The organism is Streptomyces sp. NPDC058697 (genome assembly GCF_042715345.1).
Taxonomy (GTDB): domain Bacteria; phylum Actinomycetota; class Actinomycetes; order Streptomycetales; family Streptomycetaceae; genus Streptomyces; species Streptomyces liliifuscus.
On record NZ_JBHXSU010000005.1, the window covers coordinates 389,571 to 406,275 of the forward strand.

The 16,705-nt window shown below is 67.9% G+C and carries 15 protein-coding genes; 5 read left to right on the plus strand and 10 right to left on the minus strand.

Going from position 1 to position 16,705, the window contains the following annotated elements:
- Positions 1-25 precede the first annotated feature (25 nt).
- The 3 genes from ACFWXQ_RS15370 (at position 26) to ACFWXQ_RS15380 (ending at position 3,397) form a co-directional block, all read left to right on the plus strand.
- On the plus strand, positions 26-1,165 hold the full coding sequence (locus ACFWXQ_RS15370) for an XdhC family protein (RefSeq protein ID WP_383936844.1): 1,140 nt from the start codon (positions 26-28) through the stop codon (positions 1,163-1,165).
- Positions 1,166-1,287: 122 nt separating this feature from the next.
- Positions 1,288-2,133 carry an SDR family oxidoreductase gene (locus ACFWXQ_RS15375; RefSeq protein ID WP_383936921.1) on the plus strand — a complete coding sequence of 282 codons (846 nt, stop codon included), beginning with the start codon at positions 1,288-1,290 and terminating at the stop codon, positions 2,131-2,133.
- Positions 2,134-2,269: 136 nt separating this feature from the next.
- Positions 2,270-3,397, plus strand: a complete 1,128-nt coding sequence (locus ACFWXQ_RS15380) for a PQQ-dependent sugar dehydrogenase (RefSeq protein WP_383936842.1) — start codon at positions 2,270-2,272, stop codon at positions 3,395-3,397.
- Between the two features lie 583 nt (positions 3,398-3,980).
- Here the strand turns inward: ACFWXQ_RS15380 and ACFWXQ_RS15385 are convergent.
- Both ACFWXQ_RS15385 and ACFWXQ_RS15390 read right to left on the minus strand, forming a co-directional pair.
- Complete coding sequence (locus ACFWXQ_RS15385) at positions 3,981-4,910, minus strand: enoyl-CoA hydratase/isomerase family protein (RefSeq protein WP_383936919.1); 930 nt, start codon at positions 4,908-4,910, stop codon at positions 3,981-3,983.
- Positions 4,911-4,997: 87 nt separating this feature from the next.
- Entirely contained in the window at positions 4,998-5,363 is a 366-nt protein-coding gene (locus ACFWXQ_RS15390; protein WP_383936840.1) for a MerR family transcriptional regulator, read from the minus strand.
- Positions 5,364-5,526: 163 nt separating this feature from the next.
- On the opposite strand from ACFWXQ_RS15390, the gene ACFWXQ_RS15395 reads away from it, so the two are divergent.
- Together ACFWXQ_RS15395 and ACFWXQ_RS15400 are read left to right on the plus strand one after the other, a co-directional pair.
- Positions 5,527-7,704, plus strand: a complete 2,178-nt coding sequence (locus ACFWXQ_RS15395) for a glycoside hydrolase family 3 C-terminal domain-containing protein (protein ID WP_383936839.1) — start codon at positions 5,527-5,529, stop codon at positions 7,702-7,704.
- Positions 7,705-7,779: 75 nt separating this feature from the next.
- The gene (locus ACFWXQ_RS15400) at positions 7,780-8,655 is read left to right on the plus strand and encodes an aldo/keto reductase (protein WP_383936837.1); all 876 of its coding nucleotides are present in this window, start codon (positions 7,780-7,782) and stop codon (positions 8,653-8,655) included.
- A gap of 330 nt (positions 8,656-8,985) precedes the next feature.
- On the opposite strand, the gene ACFWXQ_RS15405 is transcribed toward ACFWXQ_RS15400, so the two are convergent.
- The 8 genes from ACFWXQ_RS15405 to ACFWXQ_RS15440 all read right to left on the minus strand — a co-directional run bounded on the left by ACFWXQ_RS15405 (position 8,986) and on the right by ACFWXQ_RS15440 (position 16,603).
- Positions 8,986-10,188, minus strand: a complete 1,203-nt coding sequence (locus tag ACFWXQ_RS15405) for an aldo/keto reductase (protein ID WP_383936835.1) — start codon at positions 10,186-10,188, stop codon at positions 8,986-8,988.
- A 216-nt stretch (positions 10,189-10,404) separates the two neighbouring features.
- The gene (locus tag ACFWXQ_RS15410; RefSeq protein WP_383936833.1) at positions 10,405-11,121 is read right to left on the minus strand and encodes a flavodoxin; all 717 of its coding nucleotides are present in this window, start codon (positions 11,119-11,121) and stop codon (positions 10,405-10,407) included.
- Positions 11,122-11,189: 68 nt separating this feature from the next.
- A complete protein-coding gene (locus ACFWXQ_RS15415; RefSeq protein ID WP_383936831.1) occupies positions 11,190-12,464 on the minus strand; it encodes an FAD-binding oxidoreductase in 1,275 nt (424 codons plus the stop codon).
- 2 nt (positions 12,465-12,466) lie between these two features.
- Complete coding sequence (locus ACFWXQ_RS15420; RefSeq protein ID WP_383936830.1) at positions 12,467-12,676, minus strand: hypothetical protein; 210 nt, start codon at positions 12,674-12,676, stop codon at positions 12,467-12,469.
- Between the two features lie 100 nt (positions 12,677-12,776).
- On the minus strand, positions 12,777-13,172 hold the full coding sequence (locus tag ACFWXQ_RS15425) for a hypothetical protein (RefSeq protein ID WP_383936829.1): 396 nt from the start codon (positions 13,170-13,172) through the stop codon (positions 12,777-12,779).
- 404 nt (positions 13,173-13,576) lie between these two features.
- Positions 13,577-14,560, minus strand: a complete 984-nt coding sequence (locus ACFWXQ_RS15430; protein ID WP_383936827.1) for an aldo/keto reductase — start codon at positions 14,558-14,560, stop codon at positions 13,577-13,579.
- A 62-nt stretch (positions 14,561-14,622) separates the two neighbouring features.
- Positions 14,623-15,582, minus strand: a complete 960-nt coding sequence (locus ACFWXQ_RS15435) for an aldo/keto reductase (protein WP_383936825.1) — start codon at positions 15,580-15,582, stop codon at positions 14,623-14,625.
- A 79-nt stretch (positions 15,583-15,661) separates the two neighbouring features.
- Positions 15,662-16,603: a helix-turn-helix transcriptional regulator gene (locus ACFWXQ_RS15440; RefSeq protein ID WP_383936822.1), complete on the minus strand. Its 942-nt coding sequence runs from the start codon at positions 16,601-16,603 to the stop codon at positions 15,662-15,664.
- Positions 16,604-16,705 lie beyond the last annotated feature (102 nt).

The window sequence follows — 16,705 nt, forward strand, 5'->3', positions numbered from 1 at the left end:
GTCAGCCCTTCACGGAGACCCGCCCATGCTGAACGTCGCGGACACGCTGTACGACTGGTGCCGCGAGGCCCGTCCCTTCGCCCTGGCCACCGTGGTCCGGGTCAGCGGCAGCGCACCCCTGCCGCCCGGCACCGCGCTCGCAGTGGACACGGACGGCAATGCGGTCGGCAGCATCTCCGGAGGCTGCGTGGAGGGGGCCGTCTACGAACTGTGCCGTCAGGTCCTGGCGGACGGCGGTCCTCCCGCGCTGGCTGGCTTCGGCTACTCCGACGACGACGCCTTTGCCGTGGGCCTGACCTGTGGTGGCGAGATCCAGGTGCTGGTGCAGCGAGTGGACTCCGTCGACCAGCCGCACCTCGCCGTCGCCCTCGAAGAGATACGGCGAGGCCGGCCCGCCGCCGTGGCGCAGGTGGTGGACGGGCCGGACAATCTCCTCGGCCGCACCCTGTGTGTGCTCGGCGACGGCAGTGCGTACGAAGGCACCCTGAGTGGCCCGCGTGAGGACAGGGCGGTCGCGATGCAGGCCTGCGCCCTGCTCAGGGCGGGACGCACAGGACTGGTCGAGGTCGGCGGGGACGCCGACACCTGCCCCGAACGGCTGTCCCTGCTCGTCCACACCAACGCACCCCGCCCCCGGATGCTGATCTTCGGCGCAGTCGACTTCGCGGGAGCCCTCAGCCAGGCCGGACACTTCCTCGGCTACCGGGTCACCGTCTGCGACGCCCGTCCTGTCTTCGCCACTGCCGCCCGCTTCCCGCACGCCGACGAGGTGGTCGTCGACTGGCCCCACCGCTACCTGGCCGCGACCCAGGTGGACGCCCGTACAGCGGTCTGCGTGCTCACTCACGACGCCAAGTTCGACATCCCGCTCCTGCGCATGGCCCTGAGCCTGCCTGTGGGGTATGTGGGCGCGATGGGCTCACGGCGGACCCACGACCACCGCCTGGGTCTGCTGCGGGAGGCGGGCGTGCCCGAGACGCACCTGGCCCGCCTCAACTCACCGATAGGCCTGGACCTCGGCGCCCGCACACCGGAGGAGACAGCCGTCTCCATCACCGCGGAGATCATCGCCCACGCCCACCACGGCACCGGTCTGCCTCTCGCCCATGGCACCGGGCCGATCCACGAGCCCGTGGCCACAAGGGGTGCCCTGGCAGGTCACTGAACACCGCTACAGGGCACAGCCCGGTCTGCCACATCACGGCGCCGCGGAGCAGGCTGAACGCTTGTAGGAGATCTCTTCCTCGGCACAGCCCTCTTTTCGATCACAGGAGACAGACGATGACGATGGACAAGGACGTAGCGGTCATCATCGGCGCGGGCGGAATCGGCCTGGCGATCGCCCGTCGAGTGGGCATCGGCCGCGCCGTGCTGCTCGCGGACCACAGCGAGAAGGGACTGGGCGTCGCCGCCGAACAGCTTCGCGGCGCGGGCCATGACGTGACCACCCACCTCGTCGACGTGTCCCAGCACGCCGCGGTCGCCGAACTCGCCGACGCGGCCGCGGAGCTGGGCCCCGTCACGCAGGTCGTGCACAGCGCCGGGGTCTCGCCCGTACAGGGCACCACCGAGCAGGTCCTGCACGTCGACCTGGTCGGCACCGCGTTGGTCCTCGACGAGTTCGCCCGCGTCATCGCGCCCGGCGGTGCCGGTGTCGTCATCTCCAGCATGGCCGGTCACATGGCGGGCGCGTACCCGTACGACACCGAGCACGCGCTGGCGAGCACCCCCGTCTCCGAGCTGCTCGCCCTGCCGTTCCTGGCCCCCGAGAAGGTGGGCGACTCCGGTGCCGCCTACGCCCTGTCCAAGCGCGGCAACGCGCTGCGCGTGCAGGCCGCCGCCGTCGAGTGGGGCAGGCACGGCGCCCGCATCAACTGCATCAGCCCCGGCATCATCTCCACCCCCCTGGCCCAGGACGAGATGTCGGGCCCCGGCGGAGAGGGATACCGCCAGATGATCGAGACGTCTGCCGCCGGGCGCATCGGCACCCCCGACGACGTCGCCGAGGCGGCGGCCTTCCTGCTCGGCCACCAGGCCGGCTTCGTCACCGGAACTGACCTCCTGGCCGACGGCGGCGTGATCGCCGCCCTGCGGGCCGCGCAGGTGTGGCCCGTGGGCCAGGCACAGAGCTGACCCACCGCCCGACGCGGCCCGCCCGGATCAACAACCGCCTGCGGACCCGCGGGGCAGGCACGCGTCGCGCCCGCCCCGCCCCCTTCCACCGTCCCCTGAACAGCGCCACCATCCGTGTCATCGAGAGGAACCAGCCGTGCCCCGTCCTACCCCGAAAACGCCCTGGGCCGCGGCCTGCGCAGCCGCCGTACTGCTACTCGCGGGCTGCACCTCGACCGGCGAGGAGGAGTCCGCCCCGTCCGCCGGGGCAGACGACGCGGGCTCGGATTCCTCGCGTGTGCGCGTCCTTCGGACCGTGACGCAGGGGCTGAACACCCCGTGGGGCATGGCCGCGCTGCCGGACGGCGACCTGTTGGTCTCCTCCCGCGACGACGGCACGATCACCCGTGTCGACGCGGACAACGGCCGGAAGACCGAGGCCGGGACCGTGGAGGGAGCGCAGGACCTGCCCGGCGAGGGCGGCCTGCTCGGGCTCGCCGTCTCTCCGGACTTCGCCTCCGACCGCCTGGTGTACGCCTACTTCACGACGGCCTCGGACAACCGCATCGTCCGCATGCGGTACGACACCTCACGCCCCCAGGGCGAGCAACTGGGCCGTCCGGAGACGGTGTTGGAGGGAATCCCCAACGGGACGTACCACAACGGCGGCCGGATCACCTTCGGCCCGGACGGCATGCTCTACGCGAGCACCGGCGAGACGTGGGACCAGCCGATCGCCCAGGACCAGGACTCGCTCGGCGGCAAGGTACTGCGCATGACCCCCGAGGGCCGGCCCGCACGCGGCAACCCGGAGCCCGACTCGCTCGTGTACTCCTCCGGTCACCGCAACCCGCAGGGCCTGGCCTTCGACGACGACGGGCAGCTGTGGGCATCGGAGTTCGGCCAAGACACCTGGGACGAGCTGAACCTGATCCGGCCTGGCCGCAACTACGGCTGGCCGGAGGTCGAGGGCCGAAGCGACCGGGCGGGCTTCACCAATCCGGTTGCCCAGTGGCGTCCCGCCGACGCGTCCCCCAGCGGCATCGCGTACGCCGAGGGCGCGATCTGGATGGCGGGCCTGCGGGGCGAGCGGCTGTGGCGCATCCCGCTGGACGGCTCCAGGGTCGCGGGCGAGCCCTCGGCCGCGCTGGAAGGCTCGTACGGCAGGCTGCGTACGGTGGTGGCGGCGGGCGGCGACAGGCTGTGGCTGGTCACCAGCAACACCGACGGCAAGGGTTCGCCGGAGGACAGCGACGACCGGATCCTGCTGCTTCAGGTGTCCTGAAGGCACGCCACGGCGGGTACATCAGGTGTGCGGCCCCGGCTGTCGGAGTCCGCCGTCCGGACCGGTAGTCGAGTGCGGTGCAGTGCTCGCAGCCGTCTCCCCGCCGCAGGGAAGCTCGCGGATCACCCGCCGGATGGCTGAGACGACCTGGGTGACGGTGCCCCGGGTGGCTGCCGGGTCATCGAGCGCAGTGGAGGCCAAGGTGTGCCGTTGCCTGTTCGGGGTCCCAGTAGTTCTCGCGGAAAGAACAACGCCAAGCAGCTGCGGCCCAGCTCGCAGGGTGCAGTCAGGGCAGCCGCAGCGGCCTCCGGGCCTGCCTTGGTCTGTCCGGGGAAGTCGGGCACGACGGCGACGCCCCAGATGATGAGGGCCAGGGTCGCTCGGCACGAGCAGGCCAGCGAGATTACTCACGGAAGCCGTGACGCTGCGACGGCGTCGAAAAAGGGTCATCGAGCTTCGTCGTCACGGCCCCCAGGCAGGGGGCGAAGCGCACACTGTCCGGCTTATGCCGCCCCGACCCCGCAGCCAACGCACCACCGGTGGCAGGGCGGCCGCACACTGCGCCCGGCCGCCCGGATGCCGGTCATTCAGAGGGAAGACTTCCGAGACGCTCGGCCATGTTCAACTCGAACTCCTTGTCCGTACTGAAGCCTGCGGCGTTCAGCTTCGGCATCATTGCCTGCGCTTCGGGCCAGGCGTCCACCCCGGCGAGCACGTGGTTGGAGACCCAGAGATCCCCTTCCGAGGGGACGCCGGCGCGCGCGTTGACCAGCTTCTTGCCGACCTCCAGCGCGCGCTTCTCGAAACGGCTCACGCGCTCGGCGAAGGCGTCGACGAACGCGTCGAGCTCGCTGTCGGGAACGGATCGGTTGACCCAACCGTAGCGTTCGGCGATGTCCGCGTCGAAGTCGTCCGCGCCTAGGACGACCTCGAGGGTCCTGGAGCGTCCGATCAGGGCGGCGAGCCATTCGACGCCGCCGCCGCCCGGAATGGAGGAGCCGGCGACCTCGATCAAGGAGAACACCGCCCGTTCCTTCGATGCGAAGCGCATGTCCATGGCGAGGGCGAACTCGAACCCCTGCGCCCGGGCGCGGCCGCGCATCTTTGCCACGCTGATCACGGAAGACTGTGCGAGCCGGGTCACGAAGGTCGGCCAGTGGTCGAACGAGGCGCCACCTGGCTGGTCGGCCGCCCCATGGCCGCGGGCGACATCGTGGTGGTTGACGAAGAAGTCCTCGTCCCCGCTCTCGAATACGACGATCTTGAGATCGGTGTCGTGTTCGATCTCGTCCATCAGGACGTTCAGTTCCGCGAACATCTCCGGGTCGAAGAGGTTGAACGGGGGGTTGTCGATGACGATCCGCCAGTAGGAAGGCGACTGGCGGATGACATTGAGACGACTGGTGTCGGCCATGATGTGTGCTCCGTTCGGAGGACCATCGCGACTGGACACCTGTGATGCCGCCGCGAGGTCGTGTCGTTCGTGCGTCACCCCAGGGTTAAACATTGACACCAGTGTCAAGGTCAAACGGAAGGCTGCACACCCCGCAGAGAGGCTGGTACGGCACCCTGGTGCGGTACCGGTGCCGACGCTGCTGCGTTACGTGGTCGCTTCGTCGACGGCTTTCATGTAGCTGTCGATGGCGTCGCGGTTCTGGGTGAGGCACTGGATGCGGGCCGTCATCCGGTCACGCTCGTGTGCGAGGAGTACCAACAGTTCCGGGTCGGCATCATCGACAACAATCTCGCGGGGTTTGTCGAGGCACGGCAGGATCTGCTTGACGATCCGGGTGGGGATACCGCTGTCGATCAGTCCACGGATCTGGATCACCCGGTCGACCAGGTAGTCGTCGTAGTCACGGTATCCGTTGGGCAGCCGCTTCGGAAAGATCAGCCCCTGCGCCTCGTAGTACCGCAGGGACCGCGCCGGCGTGTCCGTCAGCTTCTCCAGCTCTCCGATGCGCATAGGACCATCCTCGCTTCCGCCCCCGCAGCTTCCGGGTTGACCTTGCCACTTATGTCAACCATGCATCGTAGGGCTATGGCCCAAGCACAACAGACGCCCAACCCCTCCCGGTCATCGAACGATTTTGGTTGGGGTCATCCAGCAGATACTCATTGGAGGAGCGATGCCCAGCGCGCGAGCACACCCGTGGCAGGACCGGAGTCTCACACCGGACGAACGTGCCCGGCTGGTCGTCGCGGCGATGACCGAGGACGAGAAGTTCTCCTGGCTGTCCGCACCGATTGCCCTGCCGGTCCCGGGCTATCCGCAGATCCCGGACTGGGCGCTGGGGTCGGCGGCGTACTACCCGGCCATCCCACGTCTGGGCCTTCCGGCGATCCAGCAGGCTGACGCCAGCCTCGGGGTCGTCAATCCCGGAGGCATCCGGCAGGGCGACAACGCGACCGCGCTGCCTTCGGCCCTGCTGCTCGGGGCGACCTTCGATGTCGGGACCGCGCGGGAGACCGGCGCGGTCGTCGGCCGCCAGGCCCGGGCCAAGGGGTTCGCCGTGCAGCTCGCCGGCGGCGCCAACCTCGTGCGCGAGGCCACCGGCGGCCGCAACTTCGAGTACCTCAGCGAGGACCCGCTGCTTACCGGCCGTCTGGCGGGCTCCTCCGTCGAGGCGATCCAAGCCCAGGGCGTGGTGTCCACTGTGAAGCACTTCACCCTGAATGCTCAGGAGACCGGCCGCGTCATGGCCGACTCCCGCATCGACGAGACGGCCCACCGCGAATCGGACCTCCTCGCCTTCCAGATCGCCATCGAGGACGGCCGTCCAGGCGCGGTGATGCCCGGCTACAACCTGGTCAACGGCCACTACGCGTCCGAGAACGCTCACCTGCTCACCACCGTCCTCAAGGGCGATTGGGGCTTCGACGGCTGGGTCATGGCCGACTGGGGTGCCACCCACTCCACCGAGAAGGCAGTTCTCGCCGGCCTCGACGTCCAGTCGGGGGCGAACTTCGACCCGCAACCCTACTTCGGTGCACCGCTGCGAGAGGCCGTACGCGAAGGCCGCGTTCCGCAGGAGCGCATCGACGACATGGTGCACCGCCAGCTCCGCACCCTGTTCCGCCTCGGCGTGATCGACGACCCGCCCGCGCCTGGCGGCGCGCTCGACTACAGCGCCGACGACCTCATCGCCCAGCGGGCCGCGGAGCGCGGACTCGTCCTGCTCAAGAACACCGGTGACCTGCTCCCCGCCCCGCAGGGCCTTCAGCGCATCGTGCTCATCGGACGGCACGCCGACGTCGGAGTTCTCTCCGGCGGCGGCTCCTCCACCGTCACTCCGCACGGCAGCATCGTCGAGAAGTCCGGGATCGACCGGGTCTGGGCCGACCGGGTTCACCACCCCTCCTCCCCGCTCCACGCGATCCGCGCCGAAGCACGAGCCGCCCACGTCGACTTCCACGACGGCATCGACATCGCCGCCGCCGCAGAAGCCGCCCGAGGCGCCGACCTCGTTGTCGTCATCGCCGAACAATGGCGCGCCGAGGGCCTCGACACACAGGGCCTGGGACTCCCCGACGGGCAGGAGCAGCTGATCGAAGCGGTGGCGGAAGCCAATGCCCGCACCGTCGTTGTCGTCCAGTCAGGCGGCGCCGTCAGCCTCCCCTGGGCAGCGAAGGTCCCGGCCGTCATCGCCGCGTTCTACCCTGGAGGGCGCGGTGCACAGGCCATCGCAGGAGTCCTGTTCGGACGCGTGAACCCCTCCGGCCACCTGCCGGTGACCTTCCCCGAGTCGATCGAGCAGCTCCCGCGACCCGAGCAGAGGGACCCGGCCACGACCACCTCGAACCCCAACATGGAACGCATCGGGGAGATCTTCGAGGTCTCCTACGACATCGAGGGCAGCGACGTCGGCTACCGCTGGTTCGAACGAGAGCAACTCGTGCCCGCCTACCCGTTCGGCTGGGGACTGTCCTACACCATGTTCGCCTTCAGCGGCCTGACCGTCACCGCCCACGGCCCGGACGTCCGCGTAGCGGGCATCGTCACCAACACCGGCGCCCGCGCCGGAGAGTTCCTGGCCCAGGTGTATGTCAGCCGCGGCATGCCCGTCGGCGGCGACCGGGACGATTTCGGACCTCGGCTCGCCGCCTTCGAAAAAGTCCACCTCGAACCGGGCGAGAGCCTCTCCTTGGCGCTGCACCTCGAACCGCGCTTGCTCGCCGGCTGGGACGTCGATGCCGGGGCATTCAGTGTCGCGGGCGGCAGCTACCAGGTCCGCATCGGCGCACACGCCCACGACAAGGACGGACCCGCCCAGACCATTCTCCTCCGGCCTGACCTGCTGCGCTGACACCTCTCCGTCCGGCAGAACCCGCGGCACCATCCGGTGCCGTCAGTCACCAACCACCCTGAGGGATGACACGAGATGACCACCACCGACACCGCCCGCCCCGCAGAGGCATCCGGCACCTTCCGCCTCGGCGGCGACCTGGAGATCAACCGTCTCGGCTACGGCACCATGCAGCTGACCGGCAAGGGAGTCTGGGGCGAGCCGAAGGACCGCGACGAAGCCGTCCGCGTGATCAAGCGTGCCGCCGAGCTCGGCGTGAACTTCTTCGACACCGCCGACAGCTACGGCCCCGACGTCACCGAGGGCCTCCTGCGTGAGGCCCTGCACCCCTACGGCGACGACATCGTCATCGCGACCAAGGCTGGCCTGACCCGCCAGGGGCCCGATCTCTGGGCGCCCGTCGGCCGCCCCGCCTACCTCCGCCAGCAGGCCGAGCTGAGCCTGCGCCGCCTCGACATCGAGCGCATCGACCTCTTCCAGCTCCACCGCATCGACCCCGATACCCCGCTCGAAGACCAGATCGGCGAACTCAAGAAGCTCCAGGACGAAGGCAAGATCCGTCACATCGGCCTCAGCGAGGTCACCGTGGCCGAGGTCGAGGCGGCACAGGCGATCGCGCCGATCGTCTCCGTGCAGAACCTCTACAACCTCACAGACCGCTCGTCCGAGCAGCTGCTCGACTGGGCGACCGAGAACAGGGTCGGGTTCATCCCGTGGTTCCCGCTCGCGACCGGAGCACTGAGCGGCCAGGGCAGCCCTCTGTCCGAGCTGGCGACACAGCACGAGGCTTCGCCGGCGCAGCTCGCCCTCGCATGGCTGCTCAAGCGTTCGCCCGTGATGCTCCCGATCCCGGGCACCTCACGCGTTGCGCACCTGGAGGACAACCTTGCCGGCGCAGCCATCGAGCTGACCGCCGACGAGTTCGAGGCCCTGTCGAAGGCCACCGCCTGACGGCCGGCGCCAACACGACGGCAAACACCCGACCGCTGCTCCCTCTGTCCCGAGCTGTTCCGGTGCGAAGCGAAGGGTCCGGGATGCTGTCGACGAACACCAGGGCCTGCCAGAGATGGGGAAGGTATCGGTCCCCGGGACCGTCGCCCCGAACCCGGCCGGATGCCGTCGTCGGTGACGTGGCATACGCGGGCCGGGGCGCCTGCCGTGCAACGCGGAACGAATTCTGGCAGGTACCACTCGCCCCCGGTCCGAACACCCCTTAGCTGCACGGGAGTTCGAACCGGGGGCGGGAGGGCGCTGTGCTGCGCACTTCGGTTTGTACGGCCGTCAGCGGCGGGGCGGTGCTTCGACGCCCGTCAGCGCGAGGCCCGCCGGCGAGAGCCGGGCACCGTGGATGGTGATGCTCGCGACGGCGGCGTTCAACTCCTGGAGTTCGTCCGGGCTGAACCTGACTTCCTCCGCGCCGATGTTCTCCAGGAGGTGGGAGAGCCTGGTGGTGCTGGGTATCGGCACGATCCACGGCTTCTGGGCCAGCAGCCAGGCGAGGCCGATCTGGGCGGGTGTGGCGCCCTTGCGTACGGCCCAGTCCTGGAGCAGTTGGACCAGTGGCATGTTGGCGGCCAGGTTGTCGCGGCTGTTGCGGGGGAAGGCGGTCCGGCGGTCGCCCTCCGTGAACTGGAAGTACGGGCTTATCTGGCCGGTCGCGAAGCCATTGCCCAGGGGTGAGAAGCACACGAATCCGATGCCGAGTTCCTCGCAGAGCGGCAGGACGTTCTCCTCCGGGCCGCGCCAGACGGTGGAGTACTCGTTCTGGATCGCGGTGAGCGGGAGGACCGCGTGGGCCCGGCGAATGGTCTGCAGGCCCGGCTCGGAGAGGCCCCAGTGCAGGACCTTGCCCTGGGCGACGAGGTCCTTCACCGTGTCCGCGACGTCCTCGATCGGGACGGTGGGGTCGACGCGGTGCTGGTAGAGCAGGTCGATGTGGTCGGTCCTGAGGCGCTTCAGGATGCCGTCGACGACCTGCCGGATGCGCTCCGGACGGCTGTTCAGGCCGGTGTTCGCCCCGGTGTCCGGGTCGATGTTCCAGCCGAACTTGGATGCGATCACCACGTCGTCGCGGACGGGCCGGAGGGCTTCGCCGATGATCCGTTCTGACTCGAACGGCCCGTACGCCTCGGCCGAATCGAAGAACGTCACGCCCTGGTCGGCGGCCGTCCGGACGAGGTTGACCATGTCCTTGCGGCTGGTGACGGGGCCGTAGAGGTTGCCCGGCATGGTCTGGGTACCGAGGCCGATGCTGGAGACCTTCAACCGCCCGAGCTTGCGGTGACCGGTCTGCGTGATGGCTGCCGTCACCTGATTACGACGGCCGACGGGGCCCCTGGCCCCGGTGGCGGACACTGCCGCCTGTGCCGGTGTGGCCGACGCGGCCACCACCGAGGTGGCCGCCAGACCGGCGGCGCCCATCAGGAAGCCGCGACGGCCGCGGTCGTTCGAGGGTCCGTTCGGCGTGCTGTCCTGTTCGTGCATGAGTTACATCCCTCATGGTCGTCGGTTGATAGCGCCCTTGGTGCGTCACCGCATCGCGGCCGGCGACGAAGAAGCGCCAGGCCTGTGCGGTTACGGGCGTCCTGTGGCGGCGATATTGCCGGGCGATAAGGATGATTCAATCAGCGTGGCCGCCGGGCAGGGAGGCCGTACTGTTCCACGCAATGCCAGAGCACCCCACAGCGAACTGGTGGGACATCATGAAACCCCGAGACTGTCGAGCCAACTGTCCACTTCCGACTCCGCATTGTCCATGTCGTCTCGCGAGATCGTGAAAGCATTGCTTATCACGGTGGAATCGGAAAGCGTTTCGGTGATGATTTCTACAGTTCCCGAAAGGCGGTTTCCGCCGTGGGTGCTGAACAGCATGATGTTCTTCTTGCTGAAGTCATGCTGCTCAAGGAACGTGTACATCGGCATCGGCAGGTCGTACCACCAGATCGGATAGCCGATGAAGACCGTATCATATTCTTCCAGTTTCGGGATCAGGGATTTTAGTTTCGGCCTTTCGTTTCCTTCCTGTAGTTTGAGTGCGAGATCTGTGAGGGCCTGGTGATCAAGCGGCAGCTCTTCGGCCGTCTCGATGCGGAAAACCTCGGCGCCGGTGCGCTCCTCAATGATTTGAGCGACGTACTGGGTGTTGCCGAGGACCTTTCCGTCGACGACGTGAGTGCTGTTCTCCTCGTTCTCGTTCATGTTGTCCGGGTCGTCGGTCTCCGGCACGGAGAAATAGGCGACCAGAGTGCGGGACCTGTCCAGCGGAGGGGCGGTTTCCGCGGTTCTTGTGGATTTCTCTGATTTCGGACCGGTGAGGGCCTCACTTGCCCCCTCGGCTATTGTGCAGCCTGCGGCGCTGCCTCCGGCCAATGCAACGGTGGCCATCGCAAGAAACTTCCGGCGCGTGGTGCTTGTCATCTCCGTGAACTCCGTGTCGTCGGCGATATCGATTTTCCAGGGGCCGCCTGAAACTGTTTTCGTACCGCCTACATGGTGAGGCGTTCTTGGTGTATTCGCCGTGCGGAGACTCCCATGCGCCGCAGTAGACGCTCGTTCGTCAACACGGCGGGATTTGGACCCACGATGAAGAACGCACCCTTTGCGACTGCCTCCGCGGACAGCGTGCTGGCAAGATCTTCGCGGCGGAACCGGCCGACACTGATGGTGACCTGCAAACGGTCTCCGGACGCTGCCTGGTACTCCTCGAGCACGTCCCGGTAGTAGGCGTCTTCCGGCCTGCGCACGGCCCACAGCAGGTGAATCCTTCGCGTGGTGTGGTGGGCCGCTGCCAAGCTGAGCAGCGGTGCCACGCCGGCGCCCATCCCGACGAAGACGAGCGGAGCCTCACGGTCTCGACCCTGGATGATCGATTCGAAGCGGCCGAACGGCCCCTCCAGGCGGACTCGGGTTCCCACTTCGACATCGTCGAGGCGGCGAGTGAAGTCTCCGTGCTGCCGAATGGTGAAGGTCAAGGTTTTCTGGTTGTCGTCGGTCACCGAGAAGGGATGCCATTCTCTGCTCACGGAGGAAGACCCCTCGAAGCTGAGGAAGAAGAAGTCGCCCGGCTGCAGGGTCGCCGCCTTGCTGTCGAGGCCCACTGAAACCCTGCGGGTCGCCCCACCGCGCGTGTCGTTGCTTGTGACGGTTCCCATCAGATAGGTATCGGGGGCGATCCATTTCTTCCAGACATAGATGCCAAGTGCCGTCACTGTGTACAGATCGAAAAGCACCATGAACGCAAAGTACTGGTTCACCCTCACCAGCAGATGGACGTGCAGCCAGATCATTACGACGATCACCAGGTTGAGCCGATGAATCCACACGGAAAGCTGGCGGCGGAAGAGGATCTCCAGAATTACCTTGGCCTTCAGTAGAATTCTCGATCTGTCGACGAACCATCCGCTCATGAAGAACGCCGAGAAGCACAGCACTACGAGAGCCCCGTAGAACCCCCAATCTCCCAGGGTTCGAGCCAGCCGGCTCGGCGAGTAGGAGTAGTCACTGTGGATGTATGCCGCGCCGATTGCCAGCACGCCGAGTACCCCGTGCAGGGCATAAATGGACGGCAGTCCCACAAAACGGTGAAGCCATGACGGTCTCACGCTGAGCACGATGGACAGCAGCCACCATGTATATGCGATCAGGCCGAGGAATATGTAGAAAACCAGGAGTGGCGGCTCCTCGGTCAGGGAATCGTAGGTGAGCGCCAGTGGGAGCGGAAACACCACCATGAGGCTCCAGAACAGCAGCTTGCGTAGCATCTCTAGAACCCCGCCTGGGTTGTCCGGCCAGCCTCGGCCGTGTCCCGCACATTTTGTAGGTTGACATAGATGAGCGCCGCCATGGTCAGGACAGCAACTGTGACCAGGATGATCACTTTGTATTTCTGATTCACGTGCAAGCCTTTTTCGATCCCTGCATGGGTGAGGGGAATTCGTTCGGTGCGCCGGACAGGTACGAGCACAAAGCGCACGCGGGCAGGGCGACGGTCCCATGCCGAATACTCGGTGAACGTGGTACGGGTGGGGCATGGTGTCGCCTCGGTCCGCAGGCCGACTCAGCAGCGGAACGACTCAGCAGCGGAACAACTGAAGTGAGGCGAGCGAGTGGGTGGCCGGGGATCTCGACGCGAGGTGCGATGCCGTGAGGCCGCCTGGGGGCGGTGCGCTGCATTCGTCCCCCCGGGCACCGCCGGCGGGGGGCGCCACCTCGGGTTCCACGGCGTGGCGGCGGTCACGGCCGGCCAGCCAGGAGGTCAGGTCCACGACCTGACCGACGTCTCCGCAGGGGGTGGACTCGTCGGCGGGTTCGGTGACGACGACGTCCGTCGACAGTTCCAGGGGCGCCGCGGCAGAGTCGTGGGCGGAGTGCTGTCCGGACGCGCCGGGCGCCGGCACGCCGAGGAACTGCAGGGCTATGAGGAGAGCGGCCAGAGCGAGCATGGGCCGGGGTGTCCTGTCTCGGGGCATGCTCCTCCTTTCGGCCGTTCTCGGTTCATTCGGCTCCTGCCCGGGAAGCGGGAAAGGACCGGTCTCCCTCTGCGGCGCTCCGGGAATCCCGGCGGCAGGTCCGTCACGGACAGCGCGTCAATTCCGAGCGTGCGGGAGTTCCACGCTCCTCGCCCACCCTTCCTGACGGGCTCACCCCACGCCAGGCCGTGTTGTGCCAGGGAGCGCTGATCAGGGTATTGACAGGGCACCCAACATCCTGGCCAAGCAGATCACTTGTCTGCTATGGGCGGCCTCAACAGGTGCGGACTTGCCCCACGAGCGGCAGAGCACTGCGGCCGCACCGGGCCCGCGCTCGGAGTCCCACGCTTTCGGGATTGGGCGAGCTCCGCACGAGCACCGGCACGTCGACCTCTGCCGACCGGTCAGGAGAAGAAGATGGGCATGCGTGGCACGTACGGCGACTCAAGGGCGTCGATCTCGTCGTCGGTGAGCCGGACGTCGAGCGCGGCGACGGCGTCGGCCAGGTGGTGCGGCTTGGTGGCGCCCACGATCGGGGCCGAGACCACCGGGTTCTTGAGCACCCAGGCCAGCGCGATCTGCGCCATGGACACCCCGCGCCCCTCGGCGATCTTCTGCACGGCGTCGACGATGGCCTTGTCGCTGTCGAGGAAGAGCGGCCGTCCGTTCATGTCGAACTGGCGGTCCTCCTCCGACCGCGTCGTACCCTGCTCGCCCCAGGGACGGGTCACCCTTCCCCCGGCGAGCGGACTCCACGGGATGCTGCCCACGCCCTGGTCGGCGAGCAGGCCATACATCTCCCGCTCCTCCTCGCGATGGATCACGCTGTAGTGGTCCTGCATGGACACGAACTTCGTCCATCCGTTCGCCTCCGCCGCATGCTGCAACTTGGCGAACTGCCACGCCCACATCGACGAGGCACCGATGTAGCGGACCTTGCCCGACTTGACCACGTCGTGCAGCGCCTCCATCGTCTCCTCGACCGGTGTCTCGGGGTCGAAGCGATGGATCTGGTACAGGTCGATGTAGTCGGTGTCCAGGCGCCGCAGCGAGGCGTCGATCTGCTCCATGACGGCCTTGCGCGAGAGTCCCGCGCCGCCCGGCCCCTGGTGCATGGGCTGGAACAGCTTCGTGGCGAGAACGATGTCGTCGCGCTGGGTGTACTTGCGCAGCGCGCGCCCGACGATCTCCTCCGAGGTGCCCAGGCCATAGATGTTGGCAGTGTCCCAGAACGTGATGCCGAGTTCGACGGTCTGCCGGAAGATCGGCTCGGCCGCCGTGTCGTCGAGCACCCATGGCATCCGCTTCGCGGGGTCGCCGAAGCTCATACAGCCGAGCGCGATACGGCTGACCTTCAGACCCGAGGTTCCCAGGCGCGTGTACTCCATGACCAACTTCCTCTGACTGATGTGTTGGGCTGATCTGTTGTGGTGCTTGGGTCGGCGGCGGCTCAGTAGTAGCGGCCACCCGTTGGTGCGGGCAGGGCGTCGAGTTCGGCAAGGTCTGCCGGGCTCAGCTCCAGGTCCGCAGCACCGGCGTTGTCGTGCAGGTACTTGGGCGTCTTGGTGCCAGGGATCGGGACGACGTACTCACCCTTGGCCAGCACCCACGCCAGCGCCACCTGAGCGGGGGTGGCCCGCATGCGGTCGGCGATCTCGCGGACCTTGTCCGTGATGGCGCGGTTGATCGCCAAGGCGTCCTGCTGGAAGCGGGCCAGGCCGCGCCGGAAGTCGTCCTGAGGCAGGTCGTCGCGTGAAGTGAAGCGGCCGGTGAGGAAACCCTTGCCCAGGGGCGAGTAGGGCAGAAAGGCGATGCCCTGCTCTGTGCTGTACGGCAGTACCTCGGTCATCCAGTCCCTTGTCCACAGCGACAGTTCGGACTGGACCGCAGTGACCGGATGGACGGACTGGGCCCGCTTGATCTGCTCGACACTCACCTCGGACAGACCGACTGCGCGGGCCTTCCCGGCCGCGACGGCCTCGGCCAGCGCGCCGACGCTTTCCTCGATCGGTACCTCAGGGTCCACGCGGTGCAGGTAGTAGAGGTCGACGTGGTCGGTACTGAGGCGCCCGAGGCTCTCGTCGATCGAACGACGGATGTGCTCAGGACGGCCGTCGAGGCCGGTGACCGCACCGTCCCGGGCCAGCACGCCGACCTTGGTGGCCAGCACGGCGCGCTCCCGGTGGCCGCCCGTCAGGGCTCGCCCGACCAACTCCTCGTTCGTGTACGGGCCGTACACGTCCGCCGTGTCGACCATCGTGACGCCCAGGTCGAGCGCTTGGCGGATCACCGAGATCAGCTCGGCCTCGTCCCGCGGGGCGGCTTGGTCGTAACTGAAGCTCATGCCCATGCAGCCCAGGCCGACGACACCGACCTCGGGTCCGTCGGGGCCGAGAGTGGTGGTGCGCATGCCGCTCCTCCTTTCGGTTCTCGGTGGCTCGGGCCGGCGTCCGGTGCGTCGGCGGGTGACGGCCCAGGGTGAGGCTCTGTCAGTCCGCGGACCGGGTGCGCAAGGATTCGATCCTCAAGGTGTGCGCCGAGTCGGACGCCGCCAGATCGAGCAGGACCATCGCGTCGTACTCGGCGCTGCCGGGCTCGGCGTGGTAGGCGACCATGCGGTGGCCGGGAGTGCCCTCCAGCTGCATGGACTGATAGCCGAGGGTGAGGTCGCCGACGTCGGGATGGTGGAACGTCTTACGGCCGTAGGAGTGGCCCGTGACGTCGTAGCGTTCCCACAGACGGGCGAACTCCGGGCTCTTGAGCAGGAGTTCGCCAGCGATCGTGGTGAGGTCGGGGGCATCGGGGGAGGTGCCTGCCAGGGCGCGCAGGCGGCCGACGCAGCCGCGGGCCTGGTTGCCCCAGTCCTCGAAGAGTTCGCGGGCAGCGGGGTGGAGGAAGACGTAGCGCGCGATGTTGCGTTGCCTGGCCGGCCAGTCCTCCATTCCGGTGAGCAGCCGCAGTCCGCCCGGGTTCGAGGCCAGCAGGTCGCCCGTGCGGCTGACCACGTGCGCGGGGTGGGGCCGCATGGCCTCCAGCAGCAGCTTGACTCCGGGTCGCACGGAGCGACTTGGCGCGGCCGGCCGTTCTGGAGCGACGGTGGTCCCCCCGTTCGGGCGAAGCCCCGAGTCGGGGAGTGCGGCGCGCGCGGCCAGGCTGCGCAGATGGTCGTGTTCCGCCTCCTCCAGTCGGAGGGCGCCTGCGAGGGAGTCGACCACGGACGGGCTGGGATGGGTTTCCTTGCCGCGCTCCAGCCGGGTGTAGTAGTCGATGCTGATTCCGGCGAGTGTGGCAAGTTCCTCGCGGCGCAGTCCAGGTGTGCGGCGCAGGCCAGTGCCGGGCGGCAGTCCGGCCTCCTCGGGGGTCACCTGAGCCCGGCGGGCGCGCAGGTACCGCCCCAGCTCGGTGCCACTGCTGTGCTGCTCACGATCCATGCCTTCGAGTGTGCCGGGGGTCCGACCTGCGGGAAAGGCGGGTGGGGGGCCCTGTCACGGCACTGAACAGCGCTCCGGGGCACAGCCCGACCTGCCACATGA